This window comes from Pseudonocardia sp. DxW, assembly GCF_058448985.1.
This window is the reverse complement of the sequence record NZ_JBZFLK010000001.1, coordinates 167,617-185,659: the sequence shown is the minus strand read 5'-3', so window position 1 is coordinate 185,659 and position 18,043 is coordinate 167,617. Positions and strand designations below refer to the sequence as shown.

18 protein-coding genes are annotated in these 18,043 nt (G+C 74.1%); 5 read left to right on the top strand and 13 right to left on the bottom strand.

The window, feature by feature from the left end:
* The first annotated feature begins 42 nt into the window (after nucleotides 1-42).
* Both ACVJO7_RS00865 and ACVJO7_RS00860 read left to right on the top strand, forming a co-directional pair.
* Nucleotides 43-1,227 (top strand): ROK family transcriptional regulator, encoded by a 1,185-nt coding sequence (locus tag ACVJO7_RS00865; protein WP_491671291.1) that lies wholly within the window; start codon nucleotides 43-45, stop codon nucleotides 1,225-1,227.
* 614 nt (nucleotides 1,228-1,841) lie between these two features.
* Entirely contained in the window at nucleotides 1,842-1,997 is a 156-nt protein-coding gene (locus ACVJO7_RS00860; RefSeq protein ID WP_085913989.1) for a hypothetical protein, read from the top strand.
* Nucleotides 1,998-2,191: 194 nt separating this feature from the next.
* Here ACVJO7_RS00860 and ACVJO7_RS00855 read toward each other — a convergent pair whose 3' ends face one another.
* The gene (locus ACVJO7_RS00855) at nucleotides 2,192-3,088 is read right to left on the bottom strand and encodes a beta-keto acid cleavage family enzyme (protein ID WP_491671290.1); all 897 of its coding nucleotides are present in this window, start codon (nucleotides 3,086-3,088) and stop codon (nucleotides 2,192-2,194) included.
* 76 nt (nucleotides 3,089-3,164) lie between these two features.
* Between ACVJO7_RS00855 and ACVJO7_RS00850 the strand changes: the two genes are divergently transcribed.
* From ACVJO7_RS00850 to ACVJO7_RS00840, 3 genes are all read left to right on the top strand, one after another.
* Nucleotides 3,165-3,788: a chorismate mutase family protein gene (locus ACVJO7_RS00850; RefSeq protein ID WP_491671289.1), complete on the top strand. Its 624-nt coding sequence runs from the start codon at nucleotides 3,165-3,167 to the stop codon at nucleotides 3,786-3,788.
* 98 nt (nucleotides 3,789-3,886) lie between these two features.
* Complete coding sequence (locus ACVJO7_RS00845) at nucleotides 3,887-4,933, top strand: 2,5-dihydroxypyridine 5,6-dioxygenase NicX family protein (protein ID WP_491671288.1); 1,047 nt, start codon at nucleotides 3,887-3,889, stop codon at nucleotides 4,931-4,933.
* Complete coding sequence (locus tag ACVJO7_RS00840; RefSeq protein ID WP_344022628.1) at nucleotides 4,930-5,679, top strand: maleate cis-trans isomerase family protein; 750 nt, start codon at nucleotides 4,930-4,932, stop codon at nucleotides 5,677-5,679. The genes ACVJO7_RS00845 and ACVJO7_RS00840 overlap by 4 nt, the downstream gene beginning before the upstream one ends.
* Before the next feature lie 136 nt (nucleotides 5,680-5,815).
* On the opposite strand, the gene ACVJO7_RS00835 is transcribed toward ACVJO7_RS00840, so the two are convergent.
* The 12 genes from ACVJO7_RS00835 to ACVJO7_RS00780 all read right to left on the bottom strand — a co-directional run bounded on the left by ACVJO7_RS00835 (nucleotide 5,816) and on the right by ACVJO7_RS00780 (nucleotide 17,785).
* Nucleotides 5,816-7,414, bottom strand: coding sequence for a monocarboxylic acid transporter (locus ACVJO7_RS00835; protein WP_491671287.1), 1,599 nt, complete (start codon nucleotides 7,412-7,414; stop codon nucleotides 5,816-5,818).
* Nucleotides 7,411-7,779 carry a DUF485 domain-containing protein gene (locus tag ACVJO7_RS00830; RefSeq protein ID WP_344022632.1) on the bottom strand — a complete coding sequence of 123 codons (369 nt, stop codon included), beginning with the start codon at nucleotides 7,777-7,779 and terminating at the stop codon, nucleotides 7,411-7,413. The genes ACVJO7_RS00835 and ACVJO7_RS00830 overlap by 4 nt, the downstream gene beginning before the upstream one ends.
* Nucleotides 7,780-8,182: 403 nt before the next feature.
* Nucleotides 8,183-9,034 (bottom strand): alpha/beta fold hydrolase, encoded by an 852-nt coding sequence (locus ACVJO7_RS00825; protein ID WP_491671286.1) that lies wholly within the window; start codon nucleotides 9,032-9,034, stop codon nucleotides 8,183-8,185.
* The gene (locus ACVJO7_RS00820; protein WP_491671285.1) at nucleotides 9,031-9,684 is read right to left on the bottom strand and encodes an isochorismatase family protein; all 654 of its coding nucleotides are present in this window, start codon (nucleotides 9,682-9,684) and stop codon (nucleotides 9,031-9,033) included. The genes ACVJO7_RS00825 and ACVJO7_RS00820 overlap by 4 nt, the downstream gene beginning before the upstream one ends.
* Nucleotides 9,681-10,226, bottom strand: a complete 546-nt coding sequence (locus ACVJO7_RS00815) for a (2Fe-2S)-binding protein (RefSeq protein ID WP_491671284.1) — start codon at nucleotides 10,224-10,226, stop codon at nucleotides 9,681-9,683. Before ACVJO7_RS00815 ends, ACVJO7_RS00820 begins: the two co-directional genes overlap by 4 nt.
* The gene (locus ACVJO7_RS00810) at nucleotides 10,223-12,577 is read right to left on the bottom strand and encodes a xanthine dehydrogenase family protein molybdopterin-binding subunit (RefSeq protein ID WP_491671283.1); all 2,355 of its coding nucleotides are present in this window, start codon (nucleotides 12,575-12,577) and stop codon (nucleotides 10,223-10,225) included. Before ACVJO7_RS00810 ends, ACVJO7_RS00815 begins: the two co-directional genes overlap by 4 nt.
* A complete protein-coding gene (locus tag ACVJO7_RS00805; protein ID WP_491671282.1) occupies nucleotides 12,570-13,385 on the bottom strand; it encodes an FAD binding domain-containing protein in 816 nt (271 codons plus the stop codon). Before ACVJO7_RS00805 ends, ACVJO7_RS00810 begins: the two co-directional genes overlap by 8 nt.
* Nucleotides 13,382-14,791, bottom strand: a complete 1,410-nt coding sequence (locus ACVJO7_RS00800) for an MFS transporter (RefSeq protein WP_491671281.1) — start codon at nucleotides 14,789-14,791, stop codon at nucleotides 13,382-13,384. Before ACVJO7_RS00800 ends, ACVJO7_RS00805 begins: the two co-directional genes overlap by 4 nt.
* Nucleotides 14,792-14,803: 12 nt before the next feature.
* Nucleotides 14,804-16,072, bottom strand: a complete 1,269-nt coding sequence (locus ACVJO7_RS00795) for an FAD-dependent monooxygenase (RefSeq protein ID WP_491671280.1) — start codon at nucleotides 16,070-16,072, stop codon at nucleotides 14,804-14,806.
* Nucleotides 16,073-16,211: 139 nt separating this feature from the next.
* The gene (locus ACVJO7_RS00790; protein ID WP_425563618.1) at nucleotides 16,212-16,724 is read right to left on the bottom strand and encodes a MarR family winged helix-turn-helix transcriptional regulator; all 513 of its coding nucleotides are present in this window, start codon (nucleotides 16,722-16,724) and stop codon (nucleotides 16,212-16,214) included.
* A gap of 67 nt (nucleotides 16,725-16,791) precedes the next feature.
* Nucleotides 16,792-17,106, bottom strand: a complete 315-nt coding sequence (locus ACVJO7_RS00785; RefSeq protein WP_491671279.1) for a hypothetical protein — start codon at nucleotides 17,104-17,106, stop codon at nucleotides 16,792-16,794.
* Between the two features lie 85 nt (nucleotides 17,107-17,191).
* Nucleotides 17,192-17,785, bottom strand: a complete 594-nt coding sequence (locus tag ACVJO7_RS00780) for a TetR/AcrR family transcriptional regulator (RefSeq protein ID WP_344022658.1) — start codon at nucleotides 17,783-17,785, stop codon at nucleotides 17,192-17,194.
* Between the last annotated feature and the right edge of the window lie 258 nt (nucleotides 17,786-18,043).

Genomic DNA, 18,043 nt, shown 5'->3' with positions numbered 1-18,043 from the left:
CCCACGAGAATAAAGAGCGCGGGCCAGGAGGTGTCAAACGAGATGGCGTCGGTGTCAGCCGATTCACGTCCCGGTCGCGCCGAGACCGACCGCTGGCGGGCCAGCGCCGAGGTGCTCGCCGAGATCCGCCGCGAGCCCGGCCTGACCCGGGTCGAGCTGGCCCGGCGGCTGCGGCTGGCCGGCGGATCGGCCACCGAGATCACCGCGCGACTGCGCGAGCTGGGCTGGGTCACCGAGGAACGGGCGCCCTGCGGCGGACGCGGCCGCCCGACGACCCGGCTGGTCCCGAACCGCGCCGGACCGGCGGTCGTCGCCGTCGACGTCCGGTTCGAGGGCTGGCGGGCCGGTCTCGTCGGGCTGGACGGCGAGCCGGTCGCGGTGCGGTCCGGCCGGCACGCGCGCCGGGAGCCGGACGCCGTCGCCGCCGAGCTGGACGGGATCGTCGGGACGCTGGTCGCCGAGCACTCCGGCCCGGTCGCCGCGGTCGGGATCGGGGTGGCGGCGACGCTGCTCGACGAGCACCTCGCCCAGGCCGCCGGGCAGGGCTGGAGCCCGCTCGACGTCCGCCGGATCGGCGCCGGGCAGGGGCTGCCGGTGCTCGCCGGCAACGACGCGAACCTGGCCGGGGTGGCCGAGGTCCGCGACGGCGCCGCGGCGGGCGCCGGGACAGCGCTGTACCTGACCGTCGAGGTCGGGATCGGCGGTGCCCTGCTGCTGCGCGGCCGGCCGCAGTCCGGGTCGCGGGGCGCGGCCGGGGAGTTCGGCCACCTGCCCTTCGGCGATCCCGGCCGGGACTGCCCGTGCGGGGCCCGCGGCTGCTGGAACTCCGAGGTCGACGGCCGCGCGCTCGCCCGGATGCTCGGCGAGCCGGAGCCCGACGACCCGCACGGCTCGGCGGTCGCCGTGCTGGACCGCGCCGCGGCGGGGGAGGAGCCCGCGGCCCGCGCCGTCGCGCACGCCGCCGCCCGGCTCGCCGCCGGGACCGCCGGCCTCGTCAACGCGCACGACCCGGAGATCGTGGTGCTCGGCGGGCTCGGGACGGCGCTGCGCGGGGCCGCGCCGGACCGCTTCGCGCAGGCGTACCGGGCCGGGCTGATGACCTTCCACCGGGAGGATCCGCCGCCGGTCGTCGACGCCGCGCACGTCACCGACGGGGTGCTGCGCGGGGCCGGGGCGATCGCGCTGGACCATGCGACATCGGCGGCCGGGCTGGCGGCGCGGGCGTAGGCCGGGCCGCCTCGCGCCCGGGGAATCGCGCCTCGCCGGGGGAATCGCAGGTCGCATCGCGCACGGCTGGGGGGCGCGCCCCGCGGGGGAGCGCAGGTCGCGGAGGGCGTCGCGCCGTGCGGAGGGGGTCGCGCCGTGCGGAGGGGGTCGCGCCGTGCGGAGGGCATCGCACCCTGCGGAGGGGATCGCACCCCCGCGGAGGCACCGCACCCCGTCGGACCTGTTCGCACCCGGTGGCGTCGCCGCACCCCGGCCATGTCGCCGCACCTGCTGTACACGGTGCGGGGCCGGTGACGGGGTGCGCTGTTGTGCGGCCCGGTGGTGGGCTCGCACCCGGTCGTGACGTCGCACCCCGTTTCGGATGTCGCACCGTGTACAGCAGGTGCGATGACTCCGCCGGATGCGCCGCCGCAGGGTCGCCGGACGCTGCTCGGGTGCACCGCCGCGGCAGGGGTGCGCCGCCGCGCCCACCCCGCCCCCGGCGACCGCTCGCCGACGGAGTCCCGGAAAACCCGGACCGAATGTCACGATCCGACCATCGGAACCGTTCCCCGTGCTGCGCGCCGGGCCCGCCCCGGGTACTTTTCTCCCACATTCTCGGGAGGGAACTGGAAATGATCATTCTCGGCATCATTCTGCTGCTGGTGGGCTACTTCACCAGTATTCCGCTGGTCACCACGATCGGCACGATCCTGGTCGTCGTCGGCGTCGTCCTGCTCATCCTCGGGGCGATCGGCCGGCCGGTCGGTGGTCGCAAGGCCTGGTTCTGACCAGGCCGGTCGCGACCGGAGGGCGGCGCCCGACCGCCCGCGGGAGCAGACCGGCAGCGCAGCCGCACAAGGGGTGCGGCCCCGGACCGACCGGGGTCGCACCCCTTGTTGCGTATCGGCTCGAAAACATCACCCGAATCAATGTTTCGGCCCGGCCCGAGTGGGTACCGCACCGGATTTCCGGGAAATCCGGATCATGAATTCCCGGCGTCCGTCGGAAGACCGAGGATGCGACGTGCAGTAACCGGGTCCGCAGGGGTCGCGCCGACCCGGTCGAGCAGCCGCAGCGCGTCCTCCAGGAGCTCCCGGTTCGACGGCGTCGCGGGCCCCGCGTAGTCCTCCAGGCCCACCCGCAGGTGCCCGCCGCGGCGCACCGCCAGCTCGGCCAGTCCGGACGCCACCACGTCCCCGCCGAGCACCGCGACCGACCACGGCAGCCCGGACGGCTCGAGCAGCTCCAGGTACGCCTCCAGCGCGGCCGGGGTCGGCGGCAGGCCGAACTGCAGCCGATCGGCGAAGTACAGCTTGACGATCGCGCCCGGCGGCACCCGGCCGTGCCGGTGCAGGGTCAGCGTGGTCCGCAGGAAGCCCGGCTCGAAGATCGAGATGCTCGGACCGGCCGCCAGCTCGGCGGTGCGCGCGAACATGTACTCCGTGTCGGCGAACGAGTTCTGGTAGGGCTCCGGCGCCGCGGCGTCGGGGCAGCTGCCGTCGTCGAGAAGGCCGACGTTCACCGAGCCCGGATCGACCAGCGTCAGCCCGCCCATCCGGCGTCGCGCCAGCTCCTCGACGTGCGCCCACCGGCGCCGCACCGGGATGTCGCGGGCGCCGGCCGCCATCGTCGGGTACAGCAGCGCCGCCGGGTGCCGGTCGAGCACCGGCTGCCACGCCGTCAGGTACGGCTCGACGGCGTGCACCCCGTCGATGGTGAACATCGGCTCGTCGTTGTGGTTGTGCACGATCGCCGCACCGCGGCCGAGCACGTCCAGCGCCTGCTCGGTGATCTCCCCGGGTGCCCGCGGGACGTGCGGGTTCCGGTCGCGGGTGGTGGTGCCGTTGAGCGCCACTTCGAGGATCACCGTCGAGTCCACCCGGCCAGCATCGCCGGATCCGGGCCCGGGCGCACCTCCTCCGGCGGCCCGGCAGCCGGGTCGTAGGCTCGTGATCGTGAGTGGCACCCCCCGGTCGAGCCGTGCCCGACGCCGCGCCGGCGCCGCAACCCTCGCCGCCGCGCTGGTGCTGCTGGCCGGCTGCGCCGACCAGCCGGGGCCGCTCAGCGAGGGGCCTCCCGGGGCCACTCCGGCCGACGGGCTGGCCCGGATCGCCGAGCTCACCGCGCAGCGGGCCACGCTCGCCGGGCAGCTCGCCCTCGCTGAGCCCGGGTCCGAGTCCGAGTCTGCGCGCGAGCCGGAGCCCGGGCCGGCCGCCGGAGCCGACGCCCGTGCCGCGGCGGAGCGGGCGGGTGTCGATCCGGAGTGGGCGGCCCGCGTCCTCACCGACCAGGCCGCGGCGGCCGACCAGGTGCGTGACGGCCTGCTCCGCCGGTGGGCCGAGCAGCCGGACACCCGGCCGGCCGAGCGGCCCGATCCGGCGCAGCTGCGCTCCGAACTGGCGACCGTCGACGGCGAGCTGGTCGCCGCCCTGCGGGTCGCGGCGCCGGCCCGCACCCACGAGGACTGCCCGACGTCGCTGGCCCAGGCCGCCGTCGCCCGCGCCGAGGGCCTCGACGACCTGCACCGGGCGGCGCTCGGCCGCGGCCTGATGTCGGTCTGCGACGGCACCCCGGACTGACCGGCGCCGCGTGACAGTCGTGTTTCCGTCGCCGCCAGGTATTGCGTACCCGGATAGTACGTGCTCGGATTAATAGCCGAGTCATGGAGGTGGCCGCGATGGACCAGAACCTGTTCAACGACATCTGCCTGCAGCAACTGACGCTGTCCGGGGTGCACGAGGGCGAGACCGTGGTCGTCCTGACCCGCGGCGCCGAGCGCGGCGCGTACGCCGACGCGTTCCTCTGGGCGATCCAGCGCCTCGGTGCGACCGGGTACCACATGCGGCTGCCGCCGCCGGCGAGCGCGAGCGGGGCGTGGGCGGTCGGCGACTCCGGCCTGGGGGACATCCCGCTCGCCGTGGACGCGCTCAAGGCCGTCGACATGGTCGTGGACTGCACGTTCCTGCTGTTCTCGCCCGAGCAGTTCGCGATCCAGCACGCCGGTACCCGGATCCTCACCGCCGTCGAGCCGCCCGAGCTGCTGGCCCGGCTGATGCCGACCACCGAGCTGCGCGAGCGCGTCGAGACCGGCGCCGAGCTGCTGGCCAAGGCGTCGTCGATGCGGATCACCAGCCCGCACGGCACCGACGTGACCTACCAGCTCGGCATGTACCCGACCATGTCGGAGTACGGCTACACCGACACCCCCGGCCGCTGGGACCACTGGCCGGCCGCGTTCGTCTTCACCGGCGGGTCCGACACCGGCGTCGACGGGAGGATCGTGCTCGCGCCCGGCGACGTGCTGCTGCCGTTCAACACCTACGTGCAGACCCCGGTGGAGATCACCATCGAGGAGGGCTTCATCCGCGACATCCGCGGCGACGCCGGCAGCAGCGGGCTGGACGCCGATCTGCTGCGGTCCTACATCGAGAGCTTCGACGACCCGCGCGGCTACGGCATGAGCCACGTCGGCTGGGGCCTCGACGAGCGCGCGCACTGGCACGGCCTGACCCAGTTCCCCGGCGGGATGGGGATGGAGCTGCGCAGCTTCTACGGCAACGTGATGTTCTCGATCGGCCCGAACAACGAGCTCGGCGGGCCGAACGACACCGCCTGCCACTTCGACATCCCGATGCGCGGGAACTCGCTGTACCTCGACGACGAGCTGATCGTCGACGCCGGCGAGCTGACCGTCCCGGAGATGAAGCCGGTGGACCGCCGATGAGCCGGGACCATCATGTCGGGATGATCGTCCCGTCGTCGAACCTGACGATGGAGACCGAGCTCCCGCGGATGCTCGCCGCGCGCGAGGCGGAGATCCCCGGCGAGCGGTTCGTCTTCCACTCCGCCCGGGCCCGGATGCAGCACGTGACGCCCGAGCAGCTGCGCGCGATGAACGCCCAGGCCCAGCGGGCCGCGGCCGAGCTGGCCGACGCCCGCCCGGACGTCGTCGCCACCGCCTGCCTGGTGGCGATCATGGCGCAGGGCCCCGGCTACCACTGCACCGCCGAGGACGACATCACCGCGGCGCTGCGGGCCGAGGGTTCGGACGCGCCGGTGGTGTCCAGCGCGGGCGCGCTGCTGTCCGGGATCGCCGCGCTCGGGGCGCGCCGGGTCGCGATCATCACGCCGTACCTGGAGCCGCTGACCAAGGCCGTCGCGGACTACCTCGAGGACGCGGGCGTGGAGGTCGTCGACTCGCTGTCGCTGCAGGTGCCCGACAACCTGGCCGTCGCCCGGCTCGATCCGGCCGACCTGCGTGAGCACCACCGCAAGCTCGACCTGACCCGGGCCGACGCGCTTGTGCTGAGCGCCTGCGTGCAGATGCCGTCGCTGCCGTCGATCCAGCCGGTGCAGGACGAGATCGGCATCCCGGTGCTGTCCGCGGCGACCGCGACGACCCACCGGATCCTCACCGAGCTGGGCCTGCAGCCGCGGGTCCCGGGCGCCGGGGCGCTGCTGGCCGGCTGACCGCCCCGGGGGGAGGGACTGGACCCGCGCCCACACCCTCCCGGGCGCGGGTCCGGTCTGCTGTCCGCACGCCGATGATCCCTGCCCCGGGAGTGCCGGAGGCCGTCGGACGCTCCAGCACCCCCCGGGACGCGGGTCAGCGGCGGGGGGCGCCGGGGACCGGGCGCTGCAGCCCGGCGCCGGTCAGCGCCCGGACCGACATCTGCGCGTGCCCGGCGACGTCGGGACGCTCGCGGCCCAGCACCGACCCGAGGTAGCCGAGCAGGAAGCCGGCGGGCACCGACACCAGGCCGGGATTGGACAGCGGGAACCAGGCGAAGTCCACGCCGGGCAGCATCGACGTCGGGGATCCGGACACCGCCGGGGAGAACACGATCAGCGCGAGGGTGACGGTGAGCCCGCCGTAGATGCTCCACAGCGCCCCGGTGGTGGTGAACCCCTTCCAGAACAGCGAGTACAGCAGCGTCGGCAGGTTCGCCGAGGCGGCCATCGCGAACGTCAGGGCGGCCAGGAAGGCGATGTTCTGCCCGTTCGCCAGGATCCCGCCGGCGATGCCGACGAACCCGATCACGATCGTGGTGCGCCGCGCGACCCGGACCTCCTCGGCGGCGGTCGCCCGGCCGCGCCGGACCAGCTGCGCGTAGACGTCGTGCGCGAACGCCGCCGCCGCGGTGATCATCAGGCCGGCGACGACCGCGACAATCGTCGCGAACGCCACCGCCGCGACCAGCGCGAGCATCACCGGCCCGCCGATCTGCAGGGCCAGCAGCGGCGCCGCCGAGTTCACCCCGCCGGGCGCGGCCATGATCGCCTCCGGCCCGACGAGCGCGGTGGCGCCGTAGCCGAGCACCAGCACCAGCAGGAAGAACGCGCCGATCAGCCAGATCGCCCAGACCACCGACTTCCGGGCCTGGCGGGCGTCCGGCACGGTGTAGAAGCGCATCAGGATGTGCGGCAGCCCGGCCACGCCGAGCACCCCGCCGAGGGCCAGCGAGATCAGGTCGAGGTTCGCGGTGAGGCTGCCGCCGTAGAGCAGCCCGGGCGCCAGCATCGCGTCGCCGCGCGGGTGGTTCTCGACGGCGGCGGTGATCAGTGCGGGCAGGCTCAGCCCGGACGTGCCGAGCACGAACGCCGCCATCGCCAGTCCGGTGGCCAGCAGCAGGCAGGCCTTGACGATCTGGATCCAGGTGGTGCCGCTCATCCCGCCGACCAGCACGTAGCCGATCACGACGGCGCCGACGCCGGCGATCATCGCGGACTGCCCGGCCCGGTCGGTGATGTTGAGCAGTAGCGCGAGCAGGCCGCCCGCGCCGGCGAGCTGGCCGAGCAGGTAGAGCGTGGAGATGACCACCGCGGAGGTCGCGGCCGCCGCGCGCACCGGGCGCTGGCGCAGCCGGTAGCTGAGCACGTCGGCCATCGTGTAGCGGCCGGTGTTGCGCAGCAGCTCGGCGACGAAGAACAGCGCCACCAGCCAGCCGACGAAGGCGATCACGGCGTAGAGGAAGCCGTCGGGGCCGGCGACCGCGACCGCGCCGACGATGCCGAGGAAGGTCGCGGCGGACAGGAAGTCGCCGGACAGGGCCAGGCCGTTCTCCGGGCCGGTGAACCCGCTGCCCGCGGTGTAGTAGTCCCGCTCGGACGCCGACCGCCGGCGCACCCGCAGCACGAGCAGGAAGGCGAACACGACGAACGCGGAGAAGACCAGGATGTTGAGGACCGGGTCGCCGGGGGTCACCGGCGGATCCCCTCGAGACGCTCGCGGATCTCGTCGGCGAGCGGATCGAGCCGGCGGTCCGCGTAGCGCACGTATGCGGCGGTGATCGCGAAGGTCGACGCGAACTGGCCGATGGCCAGCAGGACCACCAGGGTGAGATCGCCGAGCACCCGGGTGCCGAGCAGCCCGGGCGCCCAGGCGTTGAGCGCGATGAACAGGAAGAACCAGCTCAGGAAGCCGGCCGTGGCGGGGATCAGGAAGCGTCGCTGGCGGGACCGGAGCTCGGCGAACTCGGGGCTCCGCGCCGCGGCGGTCCACACGTCCGGTCCGGTCGCGACGTCGCCGCGCTGCGGCGATCCGGTGACGGGCAGGGGGGTCGGCGTCATTGCCGGCGGCATTTTCACACTCTCCGTAACGAAACGATGCGATCGGAGTTACGTAGAGTCGTTGGCGACACCTGATCGCAGCAGCGGCGTGGAGCGCTTCCCCGGGTGCACCGGCCGACTCACTCGGTGAGGCGGTTTCCTTGGCGCTCCGGGACGCCCGACCTAGCTTCGGGGGGTACCGAGCGGTGCCGCCGGGACACGGATCCGCTGGTCGCGAGCGTGCGGCCGGTGCGGAACGGGTCCGGCGCGCACCGCGTCCCGACTCTGAGGAGCAATGCGGCTCATGGTCTACGACCTGGTGATCCGCGGCGGATCGGTGGTCGACGGGACCGGGGCACCACCCCGGACCGCCGACGTCGCAGCCGCGCCCGACCTGAGCGGCGGGTGCCCGGCCGGGCCGCGCTCAGCGCACCAGCGGCTCCAGCGCGCCGCGCAGCAGCGCGCGCGCCCCGGCCGGGTCGTCCCAGAAGATCATGTGCCCGGTGCCGGGCACCCGCACCAGCTCGGCCCGCGAATTGGCGGCGGCGATCTCCGCGGCACCGTCGGCGGTCACCACCGGCGAGTCCGCGCCGTAGAGCACGGTGCTCGGCGCCGGCACCGACGGCCAGGCGTCGAAGAAGTCCTCGTTCTCGAACCCGGCGTGGGTGGCCCGGATCGCCGTCTCGTCGCACGACGACAGCCAGCGCGCCCGCAGCGCCTGCTCGGCCCGCGGCCAGCGCGGCCAGGCCCGGGCGACCTCGTCGGCGTCGGTGCCGCGGACGGCCTCGGCGAGCTGGCCGAGGAACGCGTCCAGGGTGGTCGGGTAGGGCCCGCGGCCGGGACCGGACAGCGGCGGATCGACCAGCACGGTGCCGCGCAGCGGCCTGCGCAGCGCGGTGACGGCGGCGATCCGGGCGCCCATCGAGTGCCCGAGCAGCACCGGCTCGGAACCCAGGTCCAGTTCGGACAGCACGGCGAGCACGTCGGAGGCGTAGTCGTCGAGCGTCCAGGAGGTGCCGGAGTCGGACAGCCCGCGGCCGCGGACGTCGAGCACCAGCGGGCGGCAGAGGTCGTTCAGCTCGCGGGCGACGAAGTCCATCGTGATCGCCGGGCTGGTGATGCCGGGCAGGATCAGCACCGGGGTGCCGGTGCCCTCGTAGTCGAGCACGTGCAGCCGCAGGTCGCCGTTGCGGACCCAGCGGGAGACGGCCTGCACGTCGGCGAGATCGGCCAGCGCGTCCTGCCGGACCTGGCGGGTGGTGAGCGTGCCGGTCACAGGAGTCCCTTCAGGTAGCCGACGGCGTCGTCGAGGTCGATCACGTCGCCGTACTTGGCCTCGATGTCGAACAGGTTCGCGTCGTGCGGCCCGGCCGCGCGGTCGCCGACGCAGTCCCGCGGCACCAGCACGCCGAAGCCGGACTGCACGGCGTCGACCACGGTGGCGCGCACGCAGCCGCTGGTCGTCGCGCCGCAGACCAGCACGGTGTCCACCCGGGCCGCGGTGAGGAACGAGGCGAGCCCGGTGTCGAAGAACGCCGACGCGCCCTTCTTGGTGATCAGGTTGTCGGCCGGGTCCACCGGCAGCCGGGTGTCCAGCGCGACGGCCGCCGAGCCCTCGGCGAGCCCGCGCAGGCCGGGCGCCTTCGCCGGCCACGGCAGCGTGTCCAGCTCGGCCGGGTGGTAGGAGACCGTCGTCCAGACGACCGGGGCGCCCGCCGCGCGGGCCGCCCCGACCAGTGTGGACGTCGCGGCGACGACGTCGGTGAGATCGGCGCCGGTCGGGTACTGCGGGTCGGTGAACCCGTTGCTCAGGTCGACCACGACGATCGCCGGCCGGTCGCCGCGCCGGGCCCGGCCGCCGAACCCGGCACGCAGGTAGGTCGCGTCGGTCTCGGCGCCGTGCAGGCCGGTGTCGTGCGTGCTCATGCGGTGCTCCTGGGATCGGCTCGGGTGGCGGCGGCCGGCACCGGGTCCAGTGCGGCCTGCAGGGCGGCGCGGCGGCGGGACGCGCAGTCGTCCACCGCGTCGATGATGGTCTCGTAGCCGGTGCAGCGGCACAGGTTCGAGGCGACCACCTCACGGATCTCCGCGCGGGTCGGGTCCGGCTCCTCGGCCAGGAAGCCCTCGGCGAGCATCAGGAACCCGGGCGTGCAGAAGCCGCACTGCAGGCCGTGGTGCTCGCCGAAGCAGCGTTGCAGGTCCGACAGCTCGCCGTCCGGCCCGGCCAGCGACTCGACGGTGCTGATCGCGGCGTTCTCCACCTGCGCGGCGAACAGCAGGCAGGCCCGCGCCGGGGCGCCGTCGACGAGCACCGTGCAGGCCCCGCAGATGCCGTGCTCGCAGCCGAGGTGGGTGCCGGTCAGCCCCAGGTCGTGGCGCAGCACGTCGGCGAGCGTGCGCCGGGGCGGGATCGCCAGGTCGTGGCGCTCCCCGTTGACGGTCAGCTCGACCAGCTGCACGTCGGTCACGATGCCTCCCGGTTGAGTGCGGCGTACAGGTCCGCCCGCGCCAGCGGGGTGTGGTCCAGCTCGACGCCGGTGTGCCGCAGCGCGTCGTTCACCGCGTTGAGCACGGCCGCCGGGGCGCCGATGGTGCCGCCCTCGCCGGCGCCCTTCGCGCCGTTCGCGGTGAACGCGCAGGGCGTCTCCAGGTGCTCGATCCGCACGTCCGGGATCTCGGCGGCGGTCGGCACCTTGTACTCCATGAAGCTCGGCGCCAGCGGCTGGCCGAGCTCGTCGTAGGTGACCTGCTCGAACAGTGCGCCCGCGATGCCCTGCGCGATGCCGCCGCGGGCCTGCCCCTCGACCACCCGCGGATGGATCGCGACGCCGCAGTCCTCGACGCAGACGTAGCGCAGGATCTCGACGCCGCCGGTGCCCGGATCGAGCGCGACGACGCAGCCGTGGGTGGCGTTGGAGAAGGTGCCGTCGCCGGCGACGTCGAAGGACGCGGTGGCGGTGAGCCCGGGCCCGACGTCCTTGGGCAGCAGGTGCGCGCGCAGGTACGCGACGTCGGCCAGCTCGGTGAACGGCAGCGTGCGGTCCCCGGCCCGGACCCCGCCCGCGCCGTCCAGCTCGCAGGCGTCGGCGTCGACCCCGGCGAGGTGCGCGGCCAGCGCGCACAGCTGCTCGCCCAGCTTGTCGGTCGCGGCGGCGGCCGCGGACCCGCCGATGGTCACCGAGCGGGACGCGAACGAGCCCCAGCCGTAGGTGATCCGGTCGGTGTCGCCCTGCACGATGGTGACCTTGTCGTAGCCGATGCCGAGCCGGTCGGCGACGATCTGGGCGAACGTCGTCTCGTGGCTCTGGCCGTGCGACAGGGTGCCGGTGGTGACCGTGACGGTGCCGTCGAGGTCCATCGTGATCTGCGAGATGTCGAACCCGGGGACGACCTGCATCCGCCGCTGGGCGAACGCGCCGGAGCCGTAGCCGGTGCGCTCGGAGAAGCAGGCGTAACCGATCCCGACGATCCGGCCGTCGTCCGGCGCGCGGCCGGGCCAGCCCTCGTCGCGCAGCACCTGCTCGCACAGGTCGAGGGACTCCCGGTAGGAGCCGGGATCGTAGGTGACGCCGTTGATCCCGCGGTACGGGAACTCGGTGATCAGGTTGCGCCGCCGGACGTCCAGCGCGTCCAGCCCGAGCGTCCGGGCGGCGCGCTCCATCAGCCGTTCCATCACCATCACGTACTGCGGCCGGGACACCCCGCGGTACGGCGCGGTGGGCGCCTTGTTCGTGGTGATCGCCCGGCCGCGCACCCGGTAAGCGGGCACCCGGTAGACGCTCGGCATCTCGGCCGACGCCATCAGCGGCTCGATGCCGGCGGTGAACGGGTAGCAGGAGTAGGCGCCCATGTCGCAGACGACGTCGGCGTCCAGGGCCAGGATCTCGCCGTCGTGGGAGAACGCGGCCCGCGCGGTGTAGTGCTGCTCGCGGGCGAGGAAGCTCGCGGTGAGCGCCTCCCGCCGGTCCTCGATCCACTTGACCGGGCGGCGCAGCAGCCGGGCGGCGGCCGCGGCGGCGATCTCCTCCCGGCCGACGACGCACTTCTGCCCGAACCCGCCGCCCATGTCCGGCACGGTGACCCGGACCTGCCGCTCGGCCAGCCCGGCGCACCGGGCCAGCACGGTGCGGACCTGGTGCGGGACCTGGGTGCAGGTGCGCACCACGAGCTGGTCGTCGCGGTCGTCCCAGTCGGCGACGACGCCGCGGGTCTCCAGCGGCAGCGCGTTCTGCCGTCCGGTGCGGGTCTCCACGGTGACCACGGTGTGCGCGGCGGCGAAGATGTCGTCGATGCCGTCGGTGGCGAACAGCGACACGTCGACGAGCACGTTGCCGGGCGCCTCGTCGTGCACCGGCGGGCCGTCCGCGGCCAGCGCGGCGGCCTCGGTGACGACCGGCGGCAGCGGCTCGAGCTCGACCAGCGCGGCCTCCACGCCGTCCTCGGCGGCGTAGGGGTCGGTGGCGAGCACGATCGCGACCGGCTCGCCGGCGAACCGGATCCGGTCCCGGGCGAGCACCGGCATCGCGGTCGGCGTGAACTCCTCGGCCGGCCGGTCGAGCAGCGCGGTGATGTCGCCGAGCCCGAGATCGGCGGCGTCGAACGCGGCGACGACGCCGGGCACCGCGCGGGCCCCGGCCAGGTCGACCGAGGTGAGCAGGGCATGCGCCTCGGTGCCGCGGACGAACGCGGCGTGCAGCATCCGGGGCAGCGTGATGTCGTCGACGAACCGCCCGCGCCCGGTGAGCAGCCGCGGGTCCTCCCGGCGCGGCACGGACGCGCCGACCCAGGTGCCGTCGCGGCGCAGGCCCGGCTCACCCATCGAGGGCCCCCGTCCCGGCCGGGCCGGGCGCGCCGGCCGCGGCGCGGGCCCTGGCGACCAGGGTGCGGACCAGCCCGCGCCGGTAGGACGCCGGTGCGCCGGGCTCGTCGCGCACGTCGAGCGCGTCCGCGATCGCGGCCGGCGATCCCGCGTCGCGGACCAGCACCGGGACGGTTCCGACGCCGCCGAGCACGACCGATCCGGTGTCCAGGTCGACCCCGGCGGCGACGACGGCGAAGTCGCCGCGCCGGTCGGCGTACTCGGTCAGCGCCGCCCGCGGTGCGGGGCGGGGGAACACGATCTCCACGATCACCTCGTCGGGGTCCAGCGCGGTGGTGAAGGGCCCGAGGAAGAACTCCCCGGCGGCGATCTCCCGCCGGCCGGCGGGCCCCTCGGCGACGACGACGGCGTCCAGCAGCGTCGCGAGCAGGCACCACTCGGCGGTGGCGTCGGCGTGCGCGATCGAGCCGCCGACCGTGCCGCGGGTCCGGATCGGCAGGTGCCCGACCCAGCGCATCGCGTCCGACAGCACCCGGAAGTCCGGGCCGAGATCGGCCTTCTCCACGGCCCGGTGCGTGGTGAGCGCGCCGATCCGCAGCGCGTCGCCGTCGCGCCGGATGCCGGCCAGCCCGGGCACGTGCGTGATGTCGACCAGATGGCCCGGGCGGGCCATCCGGAAGTTCATCATGGCGACCAGGCTCTGCCCGCCGGCGAGCACCTTGGGGTCGTCGTCGGCCAGCTCACCGAGCAGGGTCACCGCGTCGCGCACCGAGGACGCCCGGTGGTAGGTGAACGCGGCGGGCTTCACGTCTTCTCCACCGCCGGGCCGGCTGCGGGCCGGTCGATCTGCTGCTCGGTGCCGGTGATCCGGTCCAGCTCCAGGCCCTTGGTCTCCGGCGCGCAGAGCGCCATGAAGATCACCGCGGCGACGACCAGCAGGGCCATCACGGTGAAGGTCAGCGGCAGGCCGAGCACCGGCCAGAGCAGCGTGCCGAAGATCAGCGGGACGAACCCGGTGACCGCCCGGCTGGACGACGACGCCCAGCCGAATCCGGAGGCGCGCAGCTCGGTCGGGTACAGCTCGGAGACGTAGGCGTACATCACCGGGATGACCACGAGGGCGAAGAAGCCGAACACCGCGATCGTCGCGATCGACGCCGCCGCCGACTCCATGACCAGCGAGAACACGACCAGCGACAGCGCGGCCAGCGGTGCCGCGACGCCGATCACCCACTTGCGCCCGACCAGCTCGACCAGCAGCACCGAGGTGATGACGCCGAGGATGCCGACCGCATTCATGATCGTGGTGGAGGCGAACGCGGCCACGTCGTCCATGCCCTGCGAGCGCAGGATCGACGGCATCCAGGACAGGGCGGCGTAGTAGACGACCATCACCGAGATGAACAGCGACCAGGCGACGCCGGTGATCCGCGGCGAGAACGCCCAGACCATCGTGAGCTGCTCGCCCAGCGCGGCGAGCCCCTTCTTGCGCGATGTCGTCGCCTCGGGCGCGGCGGTGGTGATGACGTAGGTCTCGGGTGTCGCGCCGGTGCGCCGCACCATGTCGTCGATGACCTCGCGGGCCTCGGCCTCACGGCCGGTGCGGGCCAGGTAGATCGGGGACTCGGGCACGCCGCGGCGGACCCAGAACAGCAGCAGCGCGGGCAGCACCATCAGCGAGAGCATCCAGCGCCAGTTGCCCTCGACCGGGACGAGCAGGGTGGCGGACACCCCGGCCATGGTGGCGCCGATCGGCCACCAGCCGTCCATCGCGGCGAGGATCTTGCCGCGCAGCTTCCTCGGTGAGAACTCGCTGACGATCGCGTAGTCCACCGGGATGCATCCGCCGAGGCCGAGGCCGGCGATGAAGCGCAGCAGCAGGAAGATCTCCCAGTTCGGGGAGAGCGCGCCGAGCACGGAGAACAGCGCGAAGATCAGCAGGGTGATGCTGAAGACCTTCTTGCGGCCCATCCGGTCGGCGATCGTGCCGAACGCGACGGCACCCACCGCCATGCCGATCAGGTTGGCGGTGGCGACCAGCCCGCGCTGACCGGTGGAGAGCCCGAACTCGAGTCCGAGCAGCGGGGTGAGGAAGCCGTTGAGGGCGACGTCCCAGGCGTCGAACATGTAGCCGAGGCCGCCGATGATGAAGATCTTGCCCTGGACCCTCCACCGCCAGGGCAGGTCCTGGACGACCTGGTCTCCGGTACGCATCGTGAGTGCTCCTTAGCGGGCGAACTGGTAGGTGATGGCCTCGTTGTCGGGGTCGTGCAGGGGGGAGCCGCGCCACAGCCAGTCGTAGGACACGTCGGACTCCCCGTCGAAGCGGCGCAGCTTGTCGTCGCGCTCGCGCTGCTCCGGGCCGTCGGGAAGGTGGTAGAACGCCATGTTCTGCAACGACGCGTCCTGCACCATCCCGGCGTGTTTCGCCCGCCGGTGGACGTAGCGTGCCAGCGCGCCGTCGATGCCGGACCGGCCGGCGGCGGCGAGCTCCTCGGCCAGCACGGCGGCGTCCTCCATCGCCTGCGAGGCGCCCTGGGCCTGGTAGGGGAGCATCGCGTGGCAGGCGTCGCCGAGCAGGGCGACCCGGCCGTCGATCCAGACCGGGTCGCGGCGGCGGCGGTACAGGGCGAACGCGGCGACGTCGTCCTTGGCCTTGGACAGCATCGCGGGCACCCGGTCGTCCCAGTCGGCGAACGCCTCGACCATCTCCTCGGCGGAGGCCGGCGCCGTCCAGTCCCGCTCGATCCGGTCGGTGCACGGGACGATGGCGACGACGTTGAGGTACTCGCCGCGGCGGATGACGTAGTGCACCAGGTGCTTGTCCGGCCCGTACCAGATCGTGGAGTGGTAGCGGTCGACCAGGAAGCGGGTCGCCGGGTCGGCGGCGATCAGGTCACCGGGGATCAGCGCCCGGTAGGCCATCTCGCCGGAGAAGGCCAGCGTGTCGTCGAAGCCGGCCAGGTCGCGGACCGCGGAGCGGATCCCGTCCGCACCGACCAGCACGTCGCCGGGGAACCGGTCGCCGCGGCCGGTGACCGCGACCGGGCGGTCCGGCTCGGTGCGGTCCAGCTCGACGACCTTCGCGTCGGTGTGCACCTCGACGACCGGGCCGGGCCCGTCCGGGTCCAGGCAGGCGTCGAGCAGGATCCGGTGCAGGTCGGCGCGGTGGTAGTGCCAGTAGGGGGCGCCGTAGCCCTCGACGACGGACCGGCCGAGCGGGAGCTGGGCGATGATGCTGCCGTCCGCCCACCGCCGCCGGACCTGGTCCTGCGGCGCGGTGTGGATCCGCTCCATCTCGCCGCGCAGGCCCAGCCCGATCAGCACCCGGCTCGCGTTCGGCGCGGTCTGGATGCCGGCGCCGACCTCGCCGAGCTCCGGCGCCGCCTCCAGCACGGTCACCCGGCAGCCCTGCTGGCGGAGGGCCAGCGCGGCGGTCAGCCCGCCGAGGCCGCCGCCGACGACCGTGATCTGCAGGGACTGGCTCGGTGCCACCGCTACCTCCTCGGATTCCTGTGATGCAGCCCGCATCGGGAACTAATCCGAGCACGTACTATCCGGATACGCAAGAGTTTGCCGAGGAGTGAATCGGACCGAAACCGGGGTTGATCTCCCGTTCACACGGGAGCGCGGCTCACCCGGGGTCGTCGAGCGGCGGCAGCTCGGCGACCGCCTCCCAGTGCGCGCCGAGCGTGTTGAGCAGGCCGGCGATCTCCCGGCGGCGGTCCTCGGGGACGGCCGCGAGCAGCTCCTGGTCCAGTCGCCGGGTCCGCCGGGTCACCTCGGCGAGCGCGGCGGCGCCGTCGTCGGTCAGCGAGAGCAGCTTGCGCCGGGCGTCGTAGGGCGACTCGGTGCGGGCGATCAGCCCGCGCCGCTCGAGCCGGCGGCAGACGTCGGCCATCGTCGAGGTGTCCAGCGCGACCGCGCCGGCCAGCGAGCTCTGGTCGGAGTCGGGATAGGCCCGGACCGCGGACAGCACGGCGAACTGCGGGCCGGTCAGGACGCTGTCGACGTGCCGGTTCCAGGCCGCCAGGTACGCCTGGTACATCCGGCGGGAGCCGTACCCGGGCGCGGCGACCAGGTCGGCGGGCGGGGCGGCGGACCGCGCCGCCCGGCTGCTGGTGCTCGACGGCAGCGTCTCGCCCACTGAACCCTCCGGCGTCGATCCGGACCGGGTGTCCGGAACTGCCCACCGATCTTACGTGTTCGGACGATCACGCCGGGTGCCGGCTCCGCCGCCGCAGCCGGACCGCCAGTGCGTGCAGGCCCACGTTCAGCACCGCCGGGCCGAACGCGGCGGGCCACCACAGCAGGGCCGGGAGCCGGTCGTAGAGCTCCGGGCTCGCCAGGTGCGCCCACGACCAGGGCAGGCCGAGCCCGATCAGCGGGAGCCCGACCAGGCCGGCGCCGATGTTCGCGTCCGGCCCGGCGCCAGCGATCCGGAGCGCACCGAACGCGGCGAACAGGACGGCCACCAGGGCAGCGTGGATCCGGACGGTCCACATCGGGCGTCGGTCACGGGTGTGCACGGTCACATCCTGCCGTGCCCCGGTGCGGCCCCGGCGCGCGCCGCCCGGTCGGTGTCCTGGCCCGGCCCGGCAGTGTGGCCCCGGCTCAGTGCTTGCGCAGCCCGTCCACCAGCAGGTCCAGCAGGCGCCCGGCCTGCTCCCGGCCCTGCGGGTCGGCGATCGCCATGCAGATGCCGCTGGTGCCGACCAGCACGTCGGCCGCATCCACGTCGGAGCGCAGTGTGCCGTCGGCCACACCGGCCTGCTGCAGCATGCGCACCGCCTCGACCATCCGCTCGCGGCTCTGCGCGAACGGGTTCCGGCCGCACGCGACCAGCGCGTGCAGCGAGTCCGCGAGGTGCTTCTTGGTGATCACGTAGTCGACGAACCGGTCCATCCAGGCGCGCAGCGCCCGGTCGGCCGGGAGCTCGGCGAGCAGTTCGCCCGCGGCCGCGCAGAGCCGGTCGAGCTCGTTGCGGTAGACGGCCTCGACCAGCGCGTCCCGGTTGGGGAAGTGCCGGTACAGGGTGCCGATGCCGACCCCCGCCTCCTTGGCGATGCCGTCGAGCGTGGTGGCCGGGCCGCCGGTGCTCTCCGCGGCGAACGCCCGGACCGCGGCGGCGAGCAGCAGCTCACGGTTGCGCGCGGCGTCCGCGCGCAGCGCGGTGCGGGTCCCGGATCGTCCGGTGCCGGTGGGCATGTCGTGCCTCCTCGAACGCGATCGGCTCCACGATACGGCTTGCGATCCGGAGGGTGCTCCGGATAGAGTTCCGAGTCATGCGGAGGATCCTCCGCTTTATACACCCGGATCCGCCCCGGCGCACCGCCGCATCGCAGCCGCCCGTGCCGCCGTCCGAGGTTTCCGGTGCTCAGAAGGGATCAATGCCATGTTCGTCCGGCCCGCATCCGTCCGATCCCAGCAGGTTCCGTCCCGCCCCGTCTCCGCACTGCCCGTGCC

Bases quoted from the DNA above. Each gene is read 5' to 3' on its own strand.
- ACVJO7_RS00810 (WP_491671283.1), bottom strand. From the start codon at position 12,577: ATGGGTGAGCCGGGCCTGCGCCGCGACGGCACCTGGGTCGGCGCGTCC.
- ACVJO7_RS00830 (WP_344022632.1), bottom strand. From the start codon at position 7,779: ATGACGCCGACCCCCCTGCCCGTCACCGGATCGCCGCAGCGCGGCGAC.
- ACVJO7_RS00780 (WP_344022658.1), bottom strand. From the start codon at position 17,785: ATGCCCACCGGCACCGGACGATCCGGGACCCGCACCGCGCTGCGCGCG.
- ACVJO7_RS00840 (WP_344022628.1), top strand. From the start codon at position 4,930: ATGAGCCGGGACCATCATGTCGGGATGATCGTCCCGTCGTCGAACCTG.
- ACVJO7_RS00800 (WP_491671281.1), bottom strand. From the start codon at position 14,791: ATGCGTACCGGAGACCAGGTCGTCCAGGACCTGCCCTGGCGGTGGAGG.
- ACVJO7_RS00860 (WP_085913989.1), top strand. From the start codon at position 1,842: ATGATCATTCTCGGCATCATTCTGCTGCTGGTGGGCTACTTCACCAGT.
- ACVJO7_RS00820 (WP_491671285.1), bottom strand. From the start codon at position 9,684: ATGAGCACGCACGACACCGGCCTGCACGGCGCCGAGACCGACGCGACC.
- ACVJO7_RS00845 (WP_491671288.1), top strand. From the start codon at position 3,887: ATGGACCAGAACCTGTTCAACGACATCTGCCTGCAGCAACTGACGCTG.
- ACVJO7_RS00865 (WP_491671291.1), top strand. From the start codon at position 43: ATGGCGTCGGTGTCAGCCGATTCACGTCCCGGTCGCGCCGAGACCGAC.